This is a genomic window from Pseudogulbenkiania sp. MAI-1, from assembly GCF_000527175.1.
In the GTDB taxonomy this organism is placed as follows: domain Bacteria; phylum Pseudomonadota; class Gammaproteobacteria; order Burkholderiales; family Chromobacteriaceae; genus Pseudogulbenkiania.
Map to the genome: position 1 here is coordinate 4,026,426 of NZ_AZUR01000001.1, position 17,655 is coordinate 4,044,080.

Consider the following 17,655-nt stretch of genomic DNA (forward strand, 5'->3'; position numbering starts at 1 on the left):
CCAAGCGCCGGACTTTCGTCTAGGCTTACAAGAGGACACTGGCAAAGGGGGAACGGATATGAAACTGCTCGTACTGCTTCTGCTCGCCTGCATCATCCTCACCCTGTTCTGGGGACTGAACGGCCTGTTGCGCGCCGAACCGGGCTCGCAACGCGTGGTGCGCTCGCTGACGCTGCGGGTCGGCCTATCGATCGGCCTGTTCTGTCTGTTGATTCTGGGAGCCCTGTTCGGCTGGTGGCGACCCCATCACGTGTAAGATCCTGCCGGCTTGGCCTTGGCATCACCAAGGCCGGCCTCGTCCGGCAGATGCTGGTGGACCTCAGCCCCCTATACCGTTTCGGCCAACCTGAAAGTTGGCCGCAACCTCAATCAGGACCTATCGACGCCCGCTACAGCCAGTACACCAGGGTGAACAGCAGCAGCCACACCACGTCGACAAAGTGCCAGTACCACGCCGCCGCCTCGAAGGCGAAATGGTGCTCGGCATTGAAATGCCCCCGGATCACCCGCAGCCAGACCACCGCCAGGATGATGGCGCCGAGCAGCACGTGCATGCCGTGAAAGCCGGTCAGCATGTAGAAGGTCATGCCGTAGGCACCCGATGCCAGCGTCAGGTTCAGTTCATGCATGGCATGACGGTATTCGTAGGCCTGCAGGCCAAGAAACAACACCCCCAGCAACACGGTCAGCAGCAAGCCGATGGTCAGCGAGGTGCGCTTGCCCTGGATCAGCCCCCAGTGCGCCCAGGTCAGGGTGGCGCCGGACGACAGCAGGATCAGGGTGTTGATGGCCGGCAGCCCCCAGGCCGCCATCGCCTCGTAGCGCTGGCTGATGCCGGGCCCGGTGGACAACGGCCAGGACGCGGTGAAGTCCGGGTACAGCAGCTTGTGTTCGAAATTGCCCAGCTCGGGCACCGAGATCGTGCGCACGTAGAACAGCGCGCCGAAGAAGGCGGCAAAGAACATCACCTCGGAAAAGATGAACCAGCCCATCCCCCAGCGGAACGACAGGTCTTCCTTGCCGTGATAATTCCCCTTCAGGCTTTCGCGGATCACGTCACCGAACCAGCCGAACAGCATGTAGAACAGGATGGCGAAGCCGATCCCCAGCGACAGCTTGCCGAAACCGACGCCGTTGACCGCCAACGCCGCGCCCAAGCCCAGAAAGAACAGCGCCACCGCCCCCACCACCGGCCAGCGCGACGGCTCCGGCACGAAGTAATGCGTTTGATGCGAGATCGATTCCATGCTCCCTCCTCGTTAAGGGTGGCTCAAGCCGTCACCAGCGACACCAGCAGCAGCAAGCCGCCGATGAAACACGCCAGCAGCAGCAGCGCCGCCACGGCGATCTGCCAGAACCGCAATTTGACGTCCTGCCGGGCAGCCTGCCCCTTGCGGATGCCGAAAAAGGCCGACAGCACGGCCGAGACGCCGGCCAGCCACTTCACGGCGCCCCCTGCCCCGGCACGTCGAACACGCTGTAGGCCAGCGTGATCTCGCCGATCTCGGCCGGCATGGCGCGGTCGATCACGAACACCACCGGAAAGCGCCGCGTCTCGCCCGGCTTGAAACGCTGCTGGCGAAAGCAGAAGCATTCCAGCTTCTTGACGTAGTTACCGGCGGCGGCCGGCAGGTAGCGCGGCACCGCCTGACCGGTCACCTCGCGGTTGCTGGCGTTGGTGATCTCGTAGTCGACCCGCACGAACTCGCCGCGCGGCGCCTGCATCTGCCTCACCAGCGGCCTGACCTGCCACGGCAAGCCGGCCTGCACCGTGGCGTCGAAGCTCAGGCGCACCGGCGTCGCCAGCGGCACGACATCATCGGCCATCGTGGCCGCGCCGGTCGGCGCATCGGACTTGACCAACTGGTTGACCCCGGTCACCTCGCAGATCACCCGATACAGCGGGATCAGCGCCCAGGCGAAGGCAAACATCACGCAGGCGATCACACCCAGCTTCAGCAGCAATACCCGGTTGTCCGCTCGGCTCGACTCCATGGCCGCGCGCTCAGTGATGAGCGCCCCCCGTCAGCGAACGGATCACGCCGTTCTCGCCCGCCTCCACGTGCGGCGCCTCGACGAAACTGTGGTAGGGCGCCGGCGTCGGAATCTGCCACTCCAGCGTCTCGGCCCCTTCCCACGGCTTGTGCGGCGCCGGCTCGCCGCGACGGATCGAACGCAGCATGTTGTAGAGGAAGATCAGTTGGCCCAGCCCGAAGCAGAACGCTCCGACCGAAGCGACCAGGTTGAAATCGGTGAATTGCAGCGCGTAGTCGGGAATGCGCCGCGGCATGCCGGCCAGCCCGAGGAAATGCATCGGGAAGAAGGTCACGTTGAACCAGATCATCGACCACCAGAAGTGGAACTTGCCCAACGGTTCCGAGTACATCTTGCCGGTCATCTTGGGGAACCAATAGTAGATCGCCGCAAACAGGCTGAACAAGGCGCCGGCCACCAGCACGTAATGGAAGTGCGCCACCACGTAGTAGGTGTCCTGCAGCTGGATATCCACCGCCGCCACGGACAGGGTGACGCCGGACAGGCCACCGACGGTGAACAGGCAGACGAAGCCGACGGCGAACAGCATCGGCGTCTCGAAGCTCATCGCCCCCTGCCACATGGTGCCAATCCAGTTGAACACCTTCACCCCGGTCGGCACCGCGATCAGCATCGTGGCGTACATGAAGAACAACTGGGCGGTAGCCGGCATGCCGGTGGTGAACATGTGGTGCGCCCACACCATGAACGACAGCACGGCGATGGAGCTGGTGGCGTACACCATCGAGGTGTAGCCGAACAAGGGCTTGCGGCTGAAGGTGGGGATGATGTGGCTGACGATGCCGAAGGCCGGCAAGGCCATGATGTACACCTCGGGGTGGCCGAAGAACCAGAAGATGTGCTGGTACATCACCGGGTCGCCGCCGCCGGCGGCGTTGAAGAAATGAGTGCCGAAGTGGCGGTCGGTCAGCACCATGGTCACCACCCCGGCCAGCACCGGCATCACCGCGATGATCAGGTAGGCGGTGATCAGCGAGGCCCAGGCGAACATCGGCATCTTCATCATCGTCATGCCCGGCGCGCGCAGGTTGAGGATGGTGACGATGATGTTGATCGAGCCCATGATCGAGCTCACCCCGAGGATGTGAATGGCGAAGATGGTCAGATCCATGCCCATGCCCATCTGCGTGGACAGCGGCGCGTACAGCGTCCAGCCGGCGGAGGCCGCGCCGCCGGGCACGAAGAAGGAAATCAGCAGCAAGAGGGCGGCCGGCGGCAACAGCCAGAAGCTCCAGTTGTTCATGCGCGCGAACGCCATGTCCGGCGCGCCGATCATCAGCGGCAACAGCCAGTTGGCCAGCCCGGTGAAGGCCGGCATGATGGCGCCGAACACCATCACCAGGCCGTGCAGCGTGGTGAGCTGGTTGAACAGCTCCGGCTGCCAGAACTGCAGCCCCGGCTGAAACAGCTCGGCGCGGATGCCCAGCGCCATCACCCCGCCGGACAGGAACATGATGAACGCGAACCACAGGTACATCGAGCCGATGTCCTTGTGGTTGGTGGCGGCCAGCCAGCGCCAGAGGCCCGCCGGCTTGCCGTGTTCGTGCGGGGCGTGCCCCGCCGTGGTGCTGATCGCCATGCTCGTCCTCCCGATTCGCTGCCGCGGCCGCGGCCCCGGCGCGCTATGCCTTGCCACCGCGCGCCGCCTTGATGTCCTTGGGCTGCACCACCTCGCCGGTATGGTTGCCCCAAGCATTGCGCTCGTACGTGATCACGGCGGCGATGTCGGTATCGGACAGCTGCTTGCCCCAGGCCGCCATCGCCGGGTTCTTCTTGCTGCCGTTGAGCACGATGTCGATATGCGCCGGCTTGTCCTTGGTGACCATGGGCGAGCCGTCCAGCGCCGGGAAGGCGCCGGGGATGCCCTTGCCGCTGGCCTGGTGGCAGGCCACGCAGTTCTGCTGGTACACCTTCTCGCCGCGCGCCTTCAGGTCGGCCAGCGCCCACACCTTGTTGGGATCGTCGGCGCTGGCCGCCGCCAGCTTCTTCCTGGCGGCGAGCCAGATGGCGTAGTCCTGCGGCGAGCGGGCATCGACCACGATCGGCATGTAGCCATGGTCCTTGCCGCACAGCTCGGCGCACTGGCCGCGATACACGCCGGGGCGGTCGGCCTGGAACCAGGTATCGCGCACGAAGCCGGGTACGGCGTCCTGCTTCACCCCGAGCGCCGGTACCCACCAGGAGTGGATCACGTCGTTGGCGGTGAGCAGCAGCCGCACCTTCTTGCCGGTCGGCACCACCAGCGGCTCGTCCACCTCCAGCAGGTAATGCGCGCCCTTGGCCGCCGCGCCGCGCTGCGCCTCGGCCGGCGTCGCCAGATGACTCATGAAGCCGATGCCGTCGTCGAGGTAGTCGTAGCGCCATTTCCACTGGTAGCCGGTGATCTTGATGGTCATCTCTTCGGCGCGGGACCCCTTCTGCGCCAGCACCGCCCTGGTGGCCGGCCACGCCATGCCGACCAGGATCAGGAACGGGATCACGGTCCAGATGATCTCGACCGTGATGTTTTCATGGAACAGCTTAGCCTGGCGGCCGAGGGATTTGCGGTGGCGCAGGATGGCGTAGAACATCACCCCGAACACCACCACGAAGATGGTGACGGTGATCAGCAGCAACAGGGTGTGCAGATCGTAGATCTGGTGCGCCACCGGACTGGCCGGCGGCTGAAAATTGAACTCGGCGGCATGGGCCATGCCAACCCCGCCCAGCATGGACAGCAGGATGCGCTTACCGGACATCGCGTCCCCCTTGCGTTCCTTGGCGGCCCAGCCGGGCCGAAGCTAGAGATGCCGGCCTTTTGGCACGCCGGCTATTATCGATAATAGAAAAAAACGTCAGGGAAACAAGAACATGTCATGATGCGCCGCAATATACGATGCGCAGAAACGGCTTCGGCCAACCGAAAAAGGCTGGCCGAAGTCAGGACAAAACGCCCATGGGGGCTATGCCGGAACCTCACCCTTCGTAAGGGATCTCCAACAGCAGCGGCGCGGCGATATGTTCCGTGAGCGTCGCGAGATTCTCGGCGTAGGCCGCCTGCTCCGGCACCACGCGGTTGGCCACCCAGCCGGCCAACGGCAGTCCTGCCGCCGCGATCGCCCGCACCGTCAGCAGGGCATGGTTGATGCAACCCAGCCGCATCCCCACCACCAGGATCACCGGCAGTCGCAGCGCCTGCGCCAGATCCTGCATGAACAACGTATCGGTCAGCGGCGCCAGCCAGCCGCCGGCCCCCTCCACCAGCACCACGTCGGCCTCCTCGGCCAAACGCCGGTAGCGCTCGCCGATCACGTCCAGCGAGATGTCGACCCCGGCCTGGCGCGCGGCGATGTGCGGCGAGATCGGCGGCAGGAAGCGGTAGGGATTCATCAGCTCGAGATCGGTCTGGCCGGTGGCGGCGACCAAGCGCTCGACGTCGCTGTTGCGCCAGCGGCCATCCGGCAGCACCTCGCAGCCCGACGCCACCGGCTTCATCGCCAGCACGCGCTTGCCCTCGCCCTGCCACAGCCGGATCAGCTTCACCGCGGCGTGGGTCTTGCCGATATCGGTATCGGTGCCGGTGACGAAATAGCCTTGCATACTGAATCCTTGCTCGAGAAATAGCCATCGTGCCGATCGGCACACCCTGGACACGACAAAGGGCGCCCCCTCGTGAGGGGCGCCCGGCCTGCCAATCAGGATTGCCGATTCGCGGCTAGTAAATGGGGGGACGCGGTAACGTCACACCTCGCCTTGCGGATTGACTCGCTCCAACTTGCTGGCCAGCTTGTTGAGCGCGGAAAGATAAGCCTTGGCGCTGGCGACGATCACGTCGGTGTCGGCGCCCTGGCCGTTGACGATACGGCCGTCGCGCGCCAGACGCACGGTCACTTCGCCTTGCGATTCGGTGCCCTTGGTGACGGCATTCACCGAGTACAGCTCCAGCTCGGCGCCGCTCGCGGCAACGCTCTCGATCGCCTTGAACACCGCGTCGACCGGACCGGAGCCGCTGCTGACGGCGCGCTGCTCGGCGCCGTGCTCGTTGAACACGATCTCGGCACGCGGCAGCTCACCGGTCTCGGTATTGACCTTGAGCGAGACGAACTTGAAGTCTTCCTGGTCGATCGCCACCATCTCGTCCGACACCAGCGCCTGCAGATCCTCGTCGAAGATCTCGCGCTTCTTGTCGGCCAGCTCCTTGAAGCGGGCGAAGGCGGCGTTGAGCGCCTCTTCGCTGGAGAGCACGATGCCCAGTTCCGCCAGCTTGGTCTTGAAGGCGTTGCGGCCGGACAGCTTGCCCAGCGTCAGACGGTTGGTGGACCAGCCCACGCTCTCGGCCGACATGATCTCGTAGGTCTCGCGGTGCTTGAGCACGCCGTCCTGGTGGATGCCGGACTCGTGGGCGAAGGCGTTGGCGCCGACGATGGCCTTGTTCGGCTGCACCGGGTAGCCGGTGATGGTCGACACCAGCTTGGACGACGGCACGATCTGGGTGGCATCGACGCGGGTCTCGACGCCGAACACGTCCTTGCGGGTGCGCACCGCCATCACGATCTCTTCCAGCGCGGCGTTGCCGGCGCGCTCGCCCAGGCCGTTGATGGTGCACTCCACCTGGCGCGCCCCGCCCAGCACCGCGGCTAGGCTGTTGGCCACAGCCATGCCCAGGTCGTTGTGGCAATGTGCCGACCAGATCACCTTGTCGCCGCCCGGGGTCTTGGCGATCAGCTCGCGGAAGAACGCCTCGGTGGCGCGCGGCACGGCGTAGCCGACGGTATCCGGCACGTTCAGCGTGGTGGCGCCGGCCTCGATCACCGCACCGAAGATGCGGGCGAGAAAGTCGATATCCGAGCGCAGCGCGTCCTCGGCCGAGAACTCGACGTCGTCGGTGTACTCACGGGCGATCTTGACCGCCTTCACCGCCGCCTCGACCACCTCATCCGGCGTCATGCGCAGCTTTTTCTCCATGTGGATCGGGCTGGTGGCGATGAAGGTGTGGATACGCCCCTTGGCGGCCGGCTTGATCGCCTCGCCGGCGGCACGCACGTCGCGCTCGTTGGCGCGCGCCAGCGAACAGACGGTGGATTCCTTGATCACCTCGGCGATGGCACGGATGGCGTCGGCGTCACCCGGGCTGGCCGCGGCAAAGCCGGCTTCGATCACGTCCACGCCCAGGCGTTCCAGCTGGCGGGCGATGCGGATTTTTTCTTCCTTGGTCATCGAGGCGCCGGGGCTCTGCTCGCCGTCGCGCAAGGTGGTGTCGAAGATGTACAAACGATCGCCCATGTTGAAACCTTTCTCTTGTCCCGGCACCGCCGCGGTGCCGCTCAGATAGTCGTTGAAGTCGAATCTTCTGCCCTGGCTGGCGGCCAGTTGCGCCAGCTTGTTCAACTGGGCGAGCGGCAGGCTGCCGCGCTCGCGCCACTTGTAGATCGCCGCGCGGGAAACCGGCTCTTCCGGAAACACCGCGTTCAACGCTTCGGCCAGCTCGCTCGGTCCGCCGAAACTGGCGATCAGCCGCTCAATGTCCAATTGCATGCCCAGCTCCTGCTGCGTGATGGGTTTCACGATACCCAGGCCACGACATAATGTCAAACAGAAATGTCTAATTAGATAAAATTCATGTAGGTCGCATGTGTCAAACAATCAATTATTAGACATTAAGTCCAATAAAAAGAAGGCGACATGTGGTTCTGTCCCGTCATGGACGCAAAAAAGGCGGCCGAAGCCGCCTTCTTTCACAACTGAACCGCTCTGTCGCTTACGGCTGCGGCGGTGCCGTGCCGTTGCCGGCGTTCTTGCTGCGCGACAGGCCGAGCAGCGCCATCACGTAGCCGGACAGGCCGTAGCCGACGAAGAAGCCGAACAGCACCAACGGCGGCTTCGACACCAGCAGCAGGATCACCACCACCACCACCAGCATGGCAACGAACGGCACCTTGCGCCGCAGGTGAATCTCCTTGAAGCTCCAGAACTTGACGTTGGTCACCATGGAGATGCCGGCAAACGCGGTGAAGCCCAACGCCACCCACGGCAGGATCGCCAGGTCGTTGTAACCGTACTCGTGGCAGATCCACACCAGTCCGGCCACCAGCGCAGCCGCCGCCGGGCTCGGGATGCCGGTGAACCAGCGCTTGTCGGCGGTGCCGATCATGGTGTTGAAGCGTGCCAGCCGCAGCGCGGCGCCGGCGCAATAGATGAAGGCCACCATCCAGCCCAGCTTGCCCAGCCCGCGCAGCATCCACTCGTACGCCACCAGCGCCGGCGCCACGCCGAAGCTGACCATGTCGGAGAGGCTGTCGAATTCGGCGCCGAAGGCGCTCTGACTGTGCGTCAGGCGCGCCACGCGGCCGTCCAGGCCGTCCAGCACCATGGCGATGAAAATTGCCATGGCGGCGTATTCGAAGTTCTTGTTCATGCCCTGCACCACGGCGTAGAAACCGGCGAACAGCGCGGCCAGCGTGAACAAGTTGGGGAGCAGGTAAATGCCCTGGCGGCGGAGCGTCGGTCTTTCCGGTCTAAGGGAGTCGGGAGTCTGCATCTTCACTTTCCGCAGAAGACAACGGCGCCACGGCACCGTTGCGGTTGGTCTCATTGAACCTGTTCACGATCGTTTTACCGGCCGCAAAAGGATCGTCAACAGGTTCTTAGCCGGCTATTGTAACGCGAGCGGCGCGTTCGGCGTGCAACACCTTGCAAACCGCCGCAGTCCGTTCAGCGCGGCCGGCAGGCGAATAGGCTATACTTTGCCGTTTGACCGAACTCTTGGAATCCCCCTTGTCCGAGCGCCTCTTCGTCCAGTTGCAGCACCTGCTGCCCAAGCTCCTCATCACCCGCCTGTTCGGCTTCGTCGCGCGCCGGCGCGCCGGCGCGCTGACGCAGTGGATGATACGCCGCTTCATCGCCCGCTACGACGTCAACATGGCGGAGGCCGCGCAGAGCGAGCCCGGCGCCTACGCCACCTTCAACGATTTCTTCACCCGCCCGCTGCGCCCCGGCGTGCGCCCGCTGGCGGCGGCACGACTAGTCTGCCCGGTGGACGGCACGATCAGCCAGTTCGGCCGCATCGAGCGCGACCAGATCTTCCAGGCCAAGGGCAAATCCTTCAGCAGCAGCGCCTTGCTGGCCTGCGAGGATGCTCAGGCGCGCCAGTTCGACGACGGCCTGTTCGCCACCATCTACCTCAGCCCGCGCGATTACCACCGCATCCACATGCCGTGCGACGGGCGCCTGCTCTCGATGAGCTACGTGCCGGGCGAGCTGTACTCGGTCAACCCGGCCACCGCGCGCGGCGTCGACGACCTGTTCGCGCGCAACGAGCGCGTGGTGTGCCACTTCGACTCCCCGCACGGCCCGTTCGCCCTGGTGCTGGTGGGCGCCACCATCGTCGGCAGCATGGCGACGGTATGGCACGGCGTGGTCAACCCGCCGCGCAGCGCCAACCCGCGCCACTGGGACTATCGCGACCGGAACATCACCCTGAAACAGGGTGATGAGATGGGGCGCTTCCTGCTCGGCTCGACCGTGGTGCTGCTGTTCCCGCAAGGCCCGCTGCGCTTCAACCCCGACTGGGCCCCGGCGCGCGCGGTGCGCCTGGGCGAGGCGATGGCCGACTGAGCTCAGGCCAAGGCCGCCCTCTCCCTCGCCCCGCCTGCCACTTCCCTCTTTCCTATTCCATCAGGGCCGCGCCATGAAAAAAGGCCGGGGAAACCCCGGCCTCACTACCAAACTGCACGTCAATCAGTTCTTGGACTGGTCCACCAGCTTGTTTTTGGCGATCCACGGCATCATTGCACGCAGTTCGGCACCTACCTTCTCGATCGGATGATCGGCGGTCAGACGACGACGAGCGGTCATGCTCGGGTAGTTGGTCTTGCCTTCCAGGATGAACATCTTGGCGTACTCGCCCGACTGGATGCGGTACAGCGCTTTCTTCATCGCTTCCTTGGTGGCGGCGGTCACCACTTCCGGGCCGGTCACGTACTCGCCATACTCCGCGTTGTTGGAGATGGAGTAGTTCATGTTGGCGATGCCGCCTTCGTACATCAGGTCGACGATCAGCTTCAGCTCGTGCAGGCACTCGAAGTAGGCCATTTCCGGCGCGTAGCCGGCTTCCACCAGGGTTTCGAAACCGGCTTTCACCAGCTCGACGGCGCCGCCGCACAGCACGGCCTGCTCGCCGAACAGGTCGGTTTCGGTTTCTTCGCGGAAGTTGGTCTCGATCACGCCGCCCTTGGTGCCGCCGTTGGCCGCAGCGTAGGACAGAGCCACGTCGCGGGCCTTGCCGGACTTATCCTGGTACACGGCGATCAGGGTCGGCACGCCGCCGCCCTTGACGTACTCGGAGCGCACGGTGTGGCCCGGGCCTTTCGGCGCGACCATGATCACGTCCAGGTCGGCGCGCGGCACGATCTGGTTGTAGTGCACGTTGAAGCCGTGGGCGAAGGCCAGCACCGCGCCTTGCTTCAGGTTCGGCTCGATGTCCTTGCGGTACACGTCCGGCTGCGACTCGTCCGGCAGCAGGATCATCACGACGTCGGCTTCCTTCACCGCCTCGGCGACTTCCTTCACCTGGTGGCCGGCGTTGACCGCCTTGTTCCAGGAGGCGCCGTCCTTGCGCAGGGCCACGGTGACGTTGACACCGGAGTCCTTCAGGTTCTGTGCGTGGGCGTGGCCTTGCGAGCCGTAGCCGACGATGGTCACCTGCAGACCCTTGATGATCGACAGATCGGCGTCCTTGTCGTAGTACACTTTCATTTGTTGTCTTTCCCTTCAGCCGGACGGGTTCGAGCCCGTCCGTATTGATCGATTTATCAGATTTTCAGAACCCGCTCACCACGGCCAATGCCGGATGCGCCAGTACGAACCGTCTCCAGGATCACTGTGCGGTCGATCGCCTCGATAAAGGCATTCAGCTTGTCGCTCGTACCAGTCAGCTCGATGGTGTAAGTCTTTTCCGTCACGTCGATGATGCGACCGCGGAAGATATCCGCCATGCGCTTCATTTCTTCCCGGTCTTTGCCGGTAGCGCGCACCTTGATCAGCATCATCTCCCGTTCGATGTGCTCGGATTCGTTGAGGTCAATCACCTTGACCACCTCGATCAGCTTGTTGAGCTGCTTGGTGATCTGTTCGATGACGTCGTCGGAGCCGTGCGTGACGATCGTCATGCGCGACAGTGTCCGGTCCTCGGTCGTGGACACCGTCAGGGAGTCGATATTGTACGCCCGGGCCGAAAACAGGCCCACTACGCGGGAAAGAGCCCCCGCTTCGTTCTCCAAAAGAATGGAAAGGATATGTCGCATTTGTCCGCCCTTCAATCAGCACAGGTTGCCGTAGTCGCGTTCGGCACCCGGCTCGTCGGTTTTCCTCATATGTGGCGGCAGGTCCATTTCGTCCAGGCCCTTGCCATTGCCAATCATCGGGTAGACGTTTTCCGACTGATCGGTGCGGAAATCCAGGAACACCAGGCGTTCCTTCAGCGCCGGGCCGAAGGCTTCGCGCAGCACCGGTTCGACGTCGGCCGGATTCTCGATCTTGAAGCCGACGTGGCCGTAGGCTTCGGCGATCTTGACGAAGTCCGGCAGCGCGTCCATGTACGACTCCGAATAGCGCGTGCCGTAGAACAGCTCCTGCCACTGGCGCACCATGCCCAGGTAGCGGTTGTTCAGGCTCAGCACCTTCACCGGGGTGTGGTACTGCTTGGCGGTGGACAGCTCCTGGATGTTCATCTGGATCGAGCCCTCGCCGGTGATGCAGGCGACGGCCTTGTCCGGGTTGGCGAGCTGCGCGCCGATGGCGGCGGGCAGGCCGAAGCCCATGGTGCCGAGGCCGCCGGAGTTGAGCCATTGCTTGGGCCGGTCGAACTTGTAGTACTGCGCCGCCCACATCTGGTGCTGGCCGACGTCGGAAGTGATGATGGCGTCACCACCGGTGATTTCGTACAGTTTCTGCACCACGTATTGCGGCTTGATCAGCTCGTCGGACGGAGCATACAGCAGCGAGTTGGGCGCGCGCCACTCCTCGATCTGCTGCCACCAGGCCGCCAGCGCGGCCGGCTCCGGCTTCTTGCCGCACTCCTTGAACTGGTCGAGCATCTCGCGCAGCACGTGCTTGACGTCGCCGACGATGGGCACGTCGACCTTGACGCGCTTGGCGATGGAGGACGGGTCGACGTCGATGTGGATGATCTTCTTCGGCTTGGACAGGAAGTGCGACGGCACGCTGATCACGCGGTCGTCGAAGCGCGCACCGACGGCGAGCAGCACGTCGCAGTTCTGCATCGCCATGTTGGCTTCGTAGGTGCCGTGCATGCCGAGCATGCCGAGGAATTGCGGATCGCTACCCGGATAGGCGCCCAGGCCCATCAGGGTGTTGGTACACGGCAGGCCGAGCGAGCGCACCAGTTCGGTGACTTCGTCCTGAGCCCCGCCCTGTACCGCGCCGCCGCCGACGTAGACGTAGGGGCGCTTGGCTTCCAGCAGCAGGTTGACGGCCTTGCGGATCTGGCCCGGATGGCCGCGCAGCACCGGCACGTAGGAGCGGATGCTGACGCTTTCCGGGTAGTGGAACTCGGCCAGCTTCTGCGTCACGTCCTTGGGAATGTCGACGACCACCGGACCGGGGCGACCGGTCTTGGCGATGTAGAACGCCTTCTTGATGGTCTCGGCCAGTTCGTTGATGTCCTTCACCAGGAAGTTGTGCTTCACGCACGGCCGGGTGATGCCGACCATGTCGACTTCCTGGAAGGCGTCCAGACCGATGGCCGGGGTCGGCACCTGCCCGGACAGCACGACCAGCGGAATCGAGTCCATGTAGGCGGTGGCAATGCCGGTCACGGCATTGGTCGCGCCCGGACCCGAGGTGACCAGTGCCACGCCAACCTTGTCGCTGGAGCGCGAGTAGGCGTCGGCGGCATGCACCGCAGCCTGTTCGTGCCGCACCAGGACGTGCTTGAACTGGTTCTGTTTGAAGATGGCATCATAAATTTCTAGTACCGCGCCGCCGGGGTAGCCGAAAACAAATTCGACTCCTTCTTCCTGCAGGCAGCGGACTACGATCTCCGCGCCCGAAATCTGCATCGTTGCCTCTTTTATGTGGTGGTTTTGTCCCGTTATAGTCTCTGACCTTAGCGTATCTTGGAAAGGCCGGTCAAGGTCTTTTGTGCACGTGCAAAACCCACGCAAATCCGAAGGTTAAGCGCAGGCAAGGCGCGGTATCCGCCATCGCCGCGCTCTGCTACCATTGCGTACGGCAGAGGCGGGAAGGCGCCCTCGCCGCCCGCCCCGGATCAACCCTTTCCGTTCGCCATGACATCTTCCTTAAATTTCCCCGGCGTTGCCCGCCGGCTGTGCTGCCTGCTGTACGAGCTGCTGCTGATGGCGGCGGTGCTGCTGTTCGCTTCGGCCCTGTTCACCCCGCTCAAGGCCTGGCTCGGCGCGTCGTTCTGGCTCGAACAGCTGTTCCGGCTGTTTCTGGCGGCGGCGCTGTTCGGCTACTTCGGCCTGTCGTGGGTGCGGCGCGGCCAGACCGTGGCAATGAAGGCCTGGCGCATCCAGCTGGTCGCCCGCGACGGCGGCCCGGTACGCTGGCCCCAGGCGCTGGGGCGCTATCTGGTGGCGCTGGCGCTGTTCGTCGGCCTGCCGCTGTTGAGCTACCTGGGCTGGGAGCGCGCCCTCGGCCATACCCCAGAGGTGCGCTGGCTGCCGCTGCTGTGGTGGCTGATCCCGTTCCTGGCGGCATTCCACGACAAGGAGCGCCAGTTCCTGCACGACCAGCTGGCCGGCACGCGCCAGGTCCTGCTGCCGCCGCGGCAGAAGGCCTAGCCCCTCACATATCCCCCTGTCGCGCCTGCCCCTGGCGGTACTGCAACCGGCCCGCCACGTAGGTGGCGGCGATGGCGCGGTCGTCGCCCAGGATCATCTGCACGAACAGCGCCTCCTCGATGTCTTGCACGTAGCGCATGCGAAAGTCGATCAGTGGCGTCGAGCGCAGCGTGAGCACCACCAGGTCGGCCTCCAGTCCGACCTCGATCGAACCGACCTTATCCGCCCACCCCAGTGCCTCGGCGCTGCCACGCGTGGCGAGGTAGAACGCCTGCGGTGCCGACAGCGCGTAGCCATGGGACTGCGCCGCCTCGTAGGCCGCGCGCATGGTCTGCAGCATCGAGAAGCTGGTGCCCGCCCCCAGGTCGGTGGCCAGCCCGACCGTCACCGGGCGCGGCACGGTGCGGGCGCGGCGCAGGTCGAAACAGCCGGAGCCGAGGAAGGCGTTGGAGCTGGGGCAGTGCGCCAGGCTGGCGCCGCTGTCGTGGAGCAGCTGCAGTTCCTCTTCCGCCAAGTGCACGCCGTGACCGTAGATGGCGCGCGGTCGCAGCAGGCCGTAATGCTGGTAGACCGCCGCGTAGTGCGGGCAGTCCGGGTGCAGCGACTTGACCCAGGCGATCTCGCCGGGCGTTTCCGCCAGGTGCGACTGGATCGCCATGTCCGGGTACTCGGCCGCCAGCGCGCCCAGCGCCGTCAGTTGCGCCTCCGACGAGGTCGGCGCGAAGCGCGGGGTGATGACGTATTCAGCCCGGCCGCGGCAGTGCCAGCGCCCGATCAGTTCCTTGGATTCGTGGTAGGCGCGCTCGGCGCTGTCGAGCAGCGCCGCCGGGGCATACTGGTCCATGCACACCTTGCCGGCCATGATCCGCAGCTGGCGCCGCTCGGCGGCCTCGAACAGCGCGTCGACCGAGTCCGGATGCACGGTGCAGAACACCGCCGAGCTGGTCACGCCGTGGCGCAGCTGCTCGGCGAGGAACACCTCGGCCACCGCAGCGGCGTGCGCCTTGTCGGCGAAACCCTGCTCGGTGACGAAGGTGTAGTGATTGAGCCAGTCGATCAGCTGCTCGCCGTAGGCGGCGATCATTTCGGTCTGCGGGTAGTGCACGTGGCAGTCGATGAAGCCCGGCAGGATCAGGCTGTCGGGGTAGCTCGTCACGGCCACGTCCTGGCCGAGCGTGGGCAGCAGCGTCGACGCCGGGCCGACGGCGGCGATACGGCCCTCCTCCATCACCACCAGCGCGTCGGATTCGTAGACCATGGCGGCCTCGACGCCGGCCAGCAGCGGGTCGCGGCGGAAGGTGAGCAGCGCCCCCCGGATGGCGGTTTTCATGGCGGCCTCCTCGAATTCGGCGTCCGTTCTTCCATCATGGCAGTTCGCGCCGCCAGCGCCATGAAAGAAAAACGCCACCGAGCGGTGGCGTGGATGGGTGACGATGTTCAGTTCCGGGCGCCGGCCGATTCTAGCTTGGCCGTGCGCAGGGCGGCGGGCGGTTGCCACTGCCAGTGGGCGCGCCAGGCGCCCAGCACCAGGTTGGGGTATTCCGCCCGGCCGAGGCTGCCGTTGTAGCGTCCCAGCGCGCGGAACAGGCTACCGCGTTCCAGGTCGAGGTAGTGGCGCAGGATGGTGCAGCCGTAGCGCAGGTTGGTGGTGAGCTCGAACAGATTATGTTCGGAAGTGCCGATGTGGCGCACCCAGAACGGCATCACCTGCATCAGCCCGCGCGCACCAGCGCCGGAGATGGCGTACTTCTTGAAGCCACTCTCGACCTGGATCAGGCCCAGCACCAGCTGCGGGTCGAGGCCGGCGCGGGTGGACTCGTACTGGATGGCGGTGAGCAGGCGCTCGCGCATCCAGCGGTCGGGGATGCGCCTCTCCAACCGGCGCGACATCTCGGCGAGCCAGGCCTGGCCCTCGCGCGCGTCGTCGAACACCAGGCGCGGCGCGTTGGCGTCCGTCACCGAGCGGCGCATGGCCGAGGCGACGTTGGCCGACAGCGCCTCTTCGCGCTGTGCGCCGGCCCAGGCGGGAGCCATAGCCAACAGCAGCAGCGCGAACAGTCCAGAGCGCAATTCCGGCATCACTTACCCAGTTTGCTTAGCACATGCTCCAGAATAGCATTAACGGCCATGCCAATGGCTTCGGTGTCGCGGCGGTGCTGGTATTCCACCTTGCCTTCCTTGAGGCCGCGGTCGCCAATGGTGACGCGGTGCGGCACGCCGATCAGTTCCCAGTCGGCGAACATCGCGCCCGGGCGCTCGCCGCGGTCGTCGAGGATCACGTCCACACCCTGGGCGATAAGATCGGCGTAGAGCTGGTCGGCGGCGGCCTTGACCTCGGCCGAGCGGTCGTAGCCGACCGGGCACACCACCACGGTGAACGGCGCGATGGCGTCCGGCCAGATGATGCCCTTGTCGTCAAAGTTCTGCTCGATGGCGGCGCCGAGGATACGCGATACGCCGATGCCGTAACAGCCCATCTCGAAGAACTTGGGCTTGCCGTCCTCGTCGAGGAAGGTGGCGTTCATCGCCTTGGAATACTTGGTGCCGAGGTAGAACACGTGGCCCACCTCGATGCCGCGCTGGATCGCCAGCACGCCCTTGCCGTCCGGGCTCGGGTCGCCTTCGACCACGTTGCGGATGTCGGCGACGATCGGTTCCGGGCAGTCGCGGCCGAAGTTGACGCCGGTGTAGTGCTGGTCATCCTCGTTGGCGCCGGTGATCATGTCGACCATCTTGGCCACGGTACGGTCGGCGTAGACCTTGCCGGGGAAGCCGACCGGGCCCAGCGAGCCCGGGTTGGCGCCGAAGGCGGCGCGGATGGCGTCCGGGCTGGCGAAGGTCAACGGGCTCTTGACGCCGGCGAGCTTGCCGGCCTTGACCTCGTTCAGTTCATGGTCGCCGCGCACCAGCAGCAGCACCGGCTGGCCGTCTTCGCCGTCGCCTTCCACCACCACCGCCTTGACGGTCTGTTTGATGTCGACCTTGAGGAAGTCCACCAGGTCGGCGATGGTCTTGACCTTGGGGGTGTACACCTTTTCCATGGCGAGGGCAGGCGCCGGACGCTCGCCGGCCGGGGCCACCGCCTCGGCCAGCTCGATGTTGGCGGCGTAATCGGAATCCGGACAGTAGATGATGGCGTCCTCGCCGGTGGCGGCGATCACCTGGAATTCGTGCGAGCGGTCGCCGCCGATGGCGCCGGTGTCGGCCGCCACGGCGCGATAGGTCAGACCGATGCGGTCGAAGATCTTGCAGTAGGCGGCGTACATGTTGTCGTAGCTAACGCCGGCGGCCTCGGCGCTGCGGTCGAAGGAGTAGGCGTCCTTCATCAGGAATTCGCGGCCGCGCATCACGCCGAAGCGCGGGCGGCGCTCGTCGCGGAACTTGGTCTGGATCTGGTAGAAGTTCTTCGGCAGCGCGCGGTAGCTCTTCAATTCGCCGCGCACCAGGTCGGTGACGACTTCCTCGGAGGTCGGCTGGATCACGAAATCGCGCTCGTGGCGGTCCTTGAAGCGCAGCATCTCCTCGCCCATGGTGTCCCAACGCCCGGTTTCCTGCCACAGCCCGGCCGGCTGCACGATGGGCATGGACAGCTCGACGGCGCCGGCACGGTTCATTTCCTCGCGCACGATCGCTTCCACCTTGCGCAGGCTACGCAACCCCATCGGCATCCACGAGTAGATGCCGGCGGCGGCCTTGCGGATGAAGCCGGCGCGCAGCATCAGTTTCTGGCTGACGATGTCGGCGTCGGCGGGGGCTTCTTTCAGGGTGGAGATGAAAAACTGCGAGGCGCGCATGGCGG

Annotated in this window: 17 protein-coding genes; 3 read left to right on the top strand and 14 right to left on the bottom strand. The window is 65.1% G+C overall.

Annotated features, from left to right (window positions below):
- The first annotated feature begins 58 nt into the window (after positions 1 to 58).
- A complete protein-coding gene (locus tag PSEMAI1_RS0118885) occupies positions 59 to 256 on the top strand; it encodes a DUF2909 domain-containing protein (protein WP_024304376.1) in 198 nt (65 codons plus the stop codon).
- 133 nt (positions 257 to 389) lie between these two features.
- Here PSEMAI1_RS0118885 and PSEMAI1_RS0118890 read toward each other — a convergent pair whose 3' ends face one another.
- From PSEMAI1_RS0118890 to pssA, 8 genes are all read right to left on the bottom strand, one after another.
- Complete coding sequence (locus tag PSEMAI1_RS0118890; RefSeq protein WP_024304377.1) at positions 390 to 1,247, bottom strand: cytochrome c oxidase subunit 3; 858 nt, start codon at positions 1,245 to 1,247, stop codon at positions 390 to 392.
- 23 nt (positions 1,248 to 1,270) lie between these two features.
- Positions 1,271 to 1,447: a DUF2970 domain-containing protein gene (locus PSEMAI1_RS21570; RefSeq protein WP_084612737.1), complete on the bottom strand. Its 177-nt coding sequence runs from the start codon at positions 1,445 to 1,447 to the stop codon at positions 1,271 to 1,273.
- Entirely contained in the window at positions 1,444 to 1,995 is a 552-nt protein-coding gene (locus PSEMAI1_RS0118900) for a cytochrome c oxidase assembly protein (RefSeq protein WP_024304378.1), read from the bottom strand. The genes PSEMAI1_RS21570 and PSEMAI1_RS0118900 overlap by 4 nt, the downstream gene beginning before the upstream one ends.
- Before the next feature lie 10 nt (positions 1,996 to 2,005).
- The gene (gene ctaD / locus PSEMAI1_RS0118905) at positions 2,006 to 3,634 is read right to left on the bottom strand and encodes a cytochrome c oxidase subunit I (protein WP_024304379.1); all 1,629 of its coding nucleotides are present in this window, start codon (positions 3,632 to 3,634) and stop codon (positions 2,006 to 2,008) included.
- Positions 3,635 to 3,677: 43 nt separating this feature from the next.
- On the bottom strand, positions 3,678 to 4,793 hold the full coding sequence (coxB, locus tag PSEMAI1_RS0118910; protein WP_024304380.1) for a cytochrome c oxidase subunit II: 1,116 nt from the start codon (positions 4,791 to 4,793) through the stop codon (positions 3,678 to 3,680).
- 217 nt (positions 4,794 to 5,010) lie between these two features.
- Positions 5,011 to 5,634 (bottom strand): dethiobiotin synthase, encoded by a 624-nt coding sequence (gene bioD / locus PSEMAI1_RS0118915; RefSeq protein WP_024304381.1) that lies wholly within the window; start codon positions 5,632 to 5,634, stop codon positions 5,011 to 5,013.
- A 141-nt stretch (positions 5,635 to 5,775) separates the two neighbouring features.
- Positions 5,776 to 7,569 carry a 2-isopropylmalate synthase gene (locus tag PSEMAI1_RS0118920; protein ID WP_024304382.1) on the bottom strand — a complete coding sequence of 598 codons (1,794 nt, stop codon included), beginning with the start codon at positions 7,567 to 7,569 and terminating at the stop codon, positions 5,776 to 5,778.
- A gap of 223 nt (positions 7,570 to 7,792) precedes the next feature.
- Positions 7,793 to 8,572, bottom strand: a complete 780-nt coding sequence (gene pssA, locus PSEMAI1_RS0118925) for a CDP-diacylglycerol--serine O-phosphatidyltransferase (protein ID WP_024304383.1) — start codon at positions 8,570 to 8,572, stop codon at positions 7,793 to 7,795.
- A 236-nt stretch (positions 8,573 to 8,808) separates the two neighbouring features.
- Here pssA and asd point away from each other — a divergent pair, with 236 nt between their 5' ends.
- Entirely contained in the window at positions 8,809 to 9,648 is an 840-nt protein-coding gene (asd, locus tag PSEMAI1_RS0118930; protein WP_024304384.1) for an archaetidylserine decarboxylase, read from the top strand.
- 123 nt (positions 9,649 to 9,771) lie between these two features.
- Here asd and ilvC read toward each other — a convergent pair whose 3' ends face one another.
- From ilvC to ilvB, 3 genes are read right to left on the bottom strand one after another with little or no spacing between them, the layout of a single operon-like run.
- The gene (ilvC, locus tag PSEMAI1_RS0118935; protein ID WP_024304385.1) at positions 9,772 to 10,788 is read right to left on the bottom strand and encodes a ketol-acid reductoisomerase; all 1,017 of its coding nucleotides are present in this window, start codon (positions 10,786 to 10,788) and stop codon (positions 9,772 to 9,774) included.
- Positions 10,789 to 10,844: 56 nt separating this feature from the next.
- Positions 10,845 to 11,336, bottom strand: a complete 492-nt coding sequence (gene ilvN / locus PSEMAI1_RS0118940) for an acetolactate synthase small subunit (RefSeq protein ID WP_008952097.1) — start codon at positions 11,334 to 11,336, stop codon at positions 10,845 to 10,847.
- Between the two features lie 15 nt (positions 11,337 to 11,351).
- Complete coding sequence (gene ilvB, locus PSEMAI1_RS0118945) at positions 11,352 to 13,112, bottom strand: biosynthetic-type acetolactate synthase large subunit (protein WP_024304386.1); 1,761 nt, start codon at positions 13,110 to 13,112, stop codon at positions 11,352 to 11,354.
- A gap of 228 nt (positions 13,113 to 13,340) precedes the next feature.
- Here ilvB and PSEMAI1_RS0118950 point away from each other — a divergent pair, with 228 nt between their 5' ends.
- Entirely contained in the window at positions 13,341 to 13,856 is a 516-nt protein-coding gene (locus PSEMAI1_RS0118950) for an RDD family protein (RefSeq protein WP_024304387.1), read from the top strand.
- Positions 13,857 to 13,860: 4 nt separating this feature from the next.
- On the opposite strand, the gene guaD is transcribed toward PSEMAI1_RS0118950, so the two are convergent.
- From guaD to PSEMAI1_RS0118965, 3 genes are all read right to left on the bottom strand, one after another.
- Positions 13,861 to 15,186 (bottom strand): guanine deaminase, encoded by a 1,326-nt coding sequence (gene guaD / locus PSEMAI1_RS0118955; RefSeq protein ID WP_024304388.1) that lies wholly within the window; start codon positions 15,184 to 15,186, stop codon positions 13,861 to 13,863.
- A gap of 107 nt (positions 15,187 to 15,293) precedes the next feature.
- Positions 15,294 to 15,935, bottom strand: a complete 642-nt coding sequence (locus PSEMAI1_RS0118960) for a lytic transglycosylase domain-containing protein (RefSeq protein ID WP_024304389.1) — start codon at positions 15,933 to 15,935, stop codon at positions 15,294 to 15,296.
- Positions 15,935 to 17,650, bottom strand: a complete 1,716-nt coding sequence (locus tag PSEMAI1_RS0118965) for a proline--tRNA ligase (protein ID WP_024304390.1) — start codon at positions 17,648 to 17,650, stop codon at positions 15,935 to 15,937. Before PSEMAI1_RS0118965 ends, PSEMAI1_RS0118960 begins: the two co-directional genes overlap by 1 nt.
- Positions 17,651 to 17,655 lie beyond the last annotated feature (5 nt).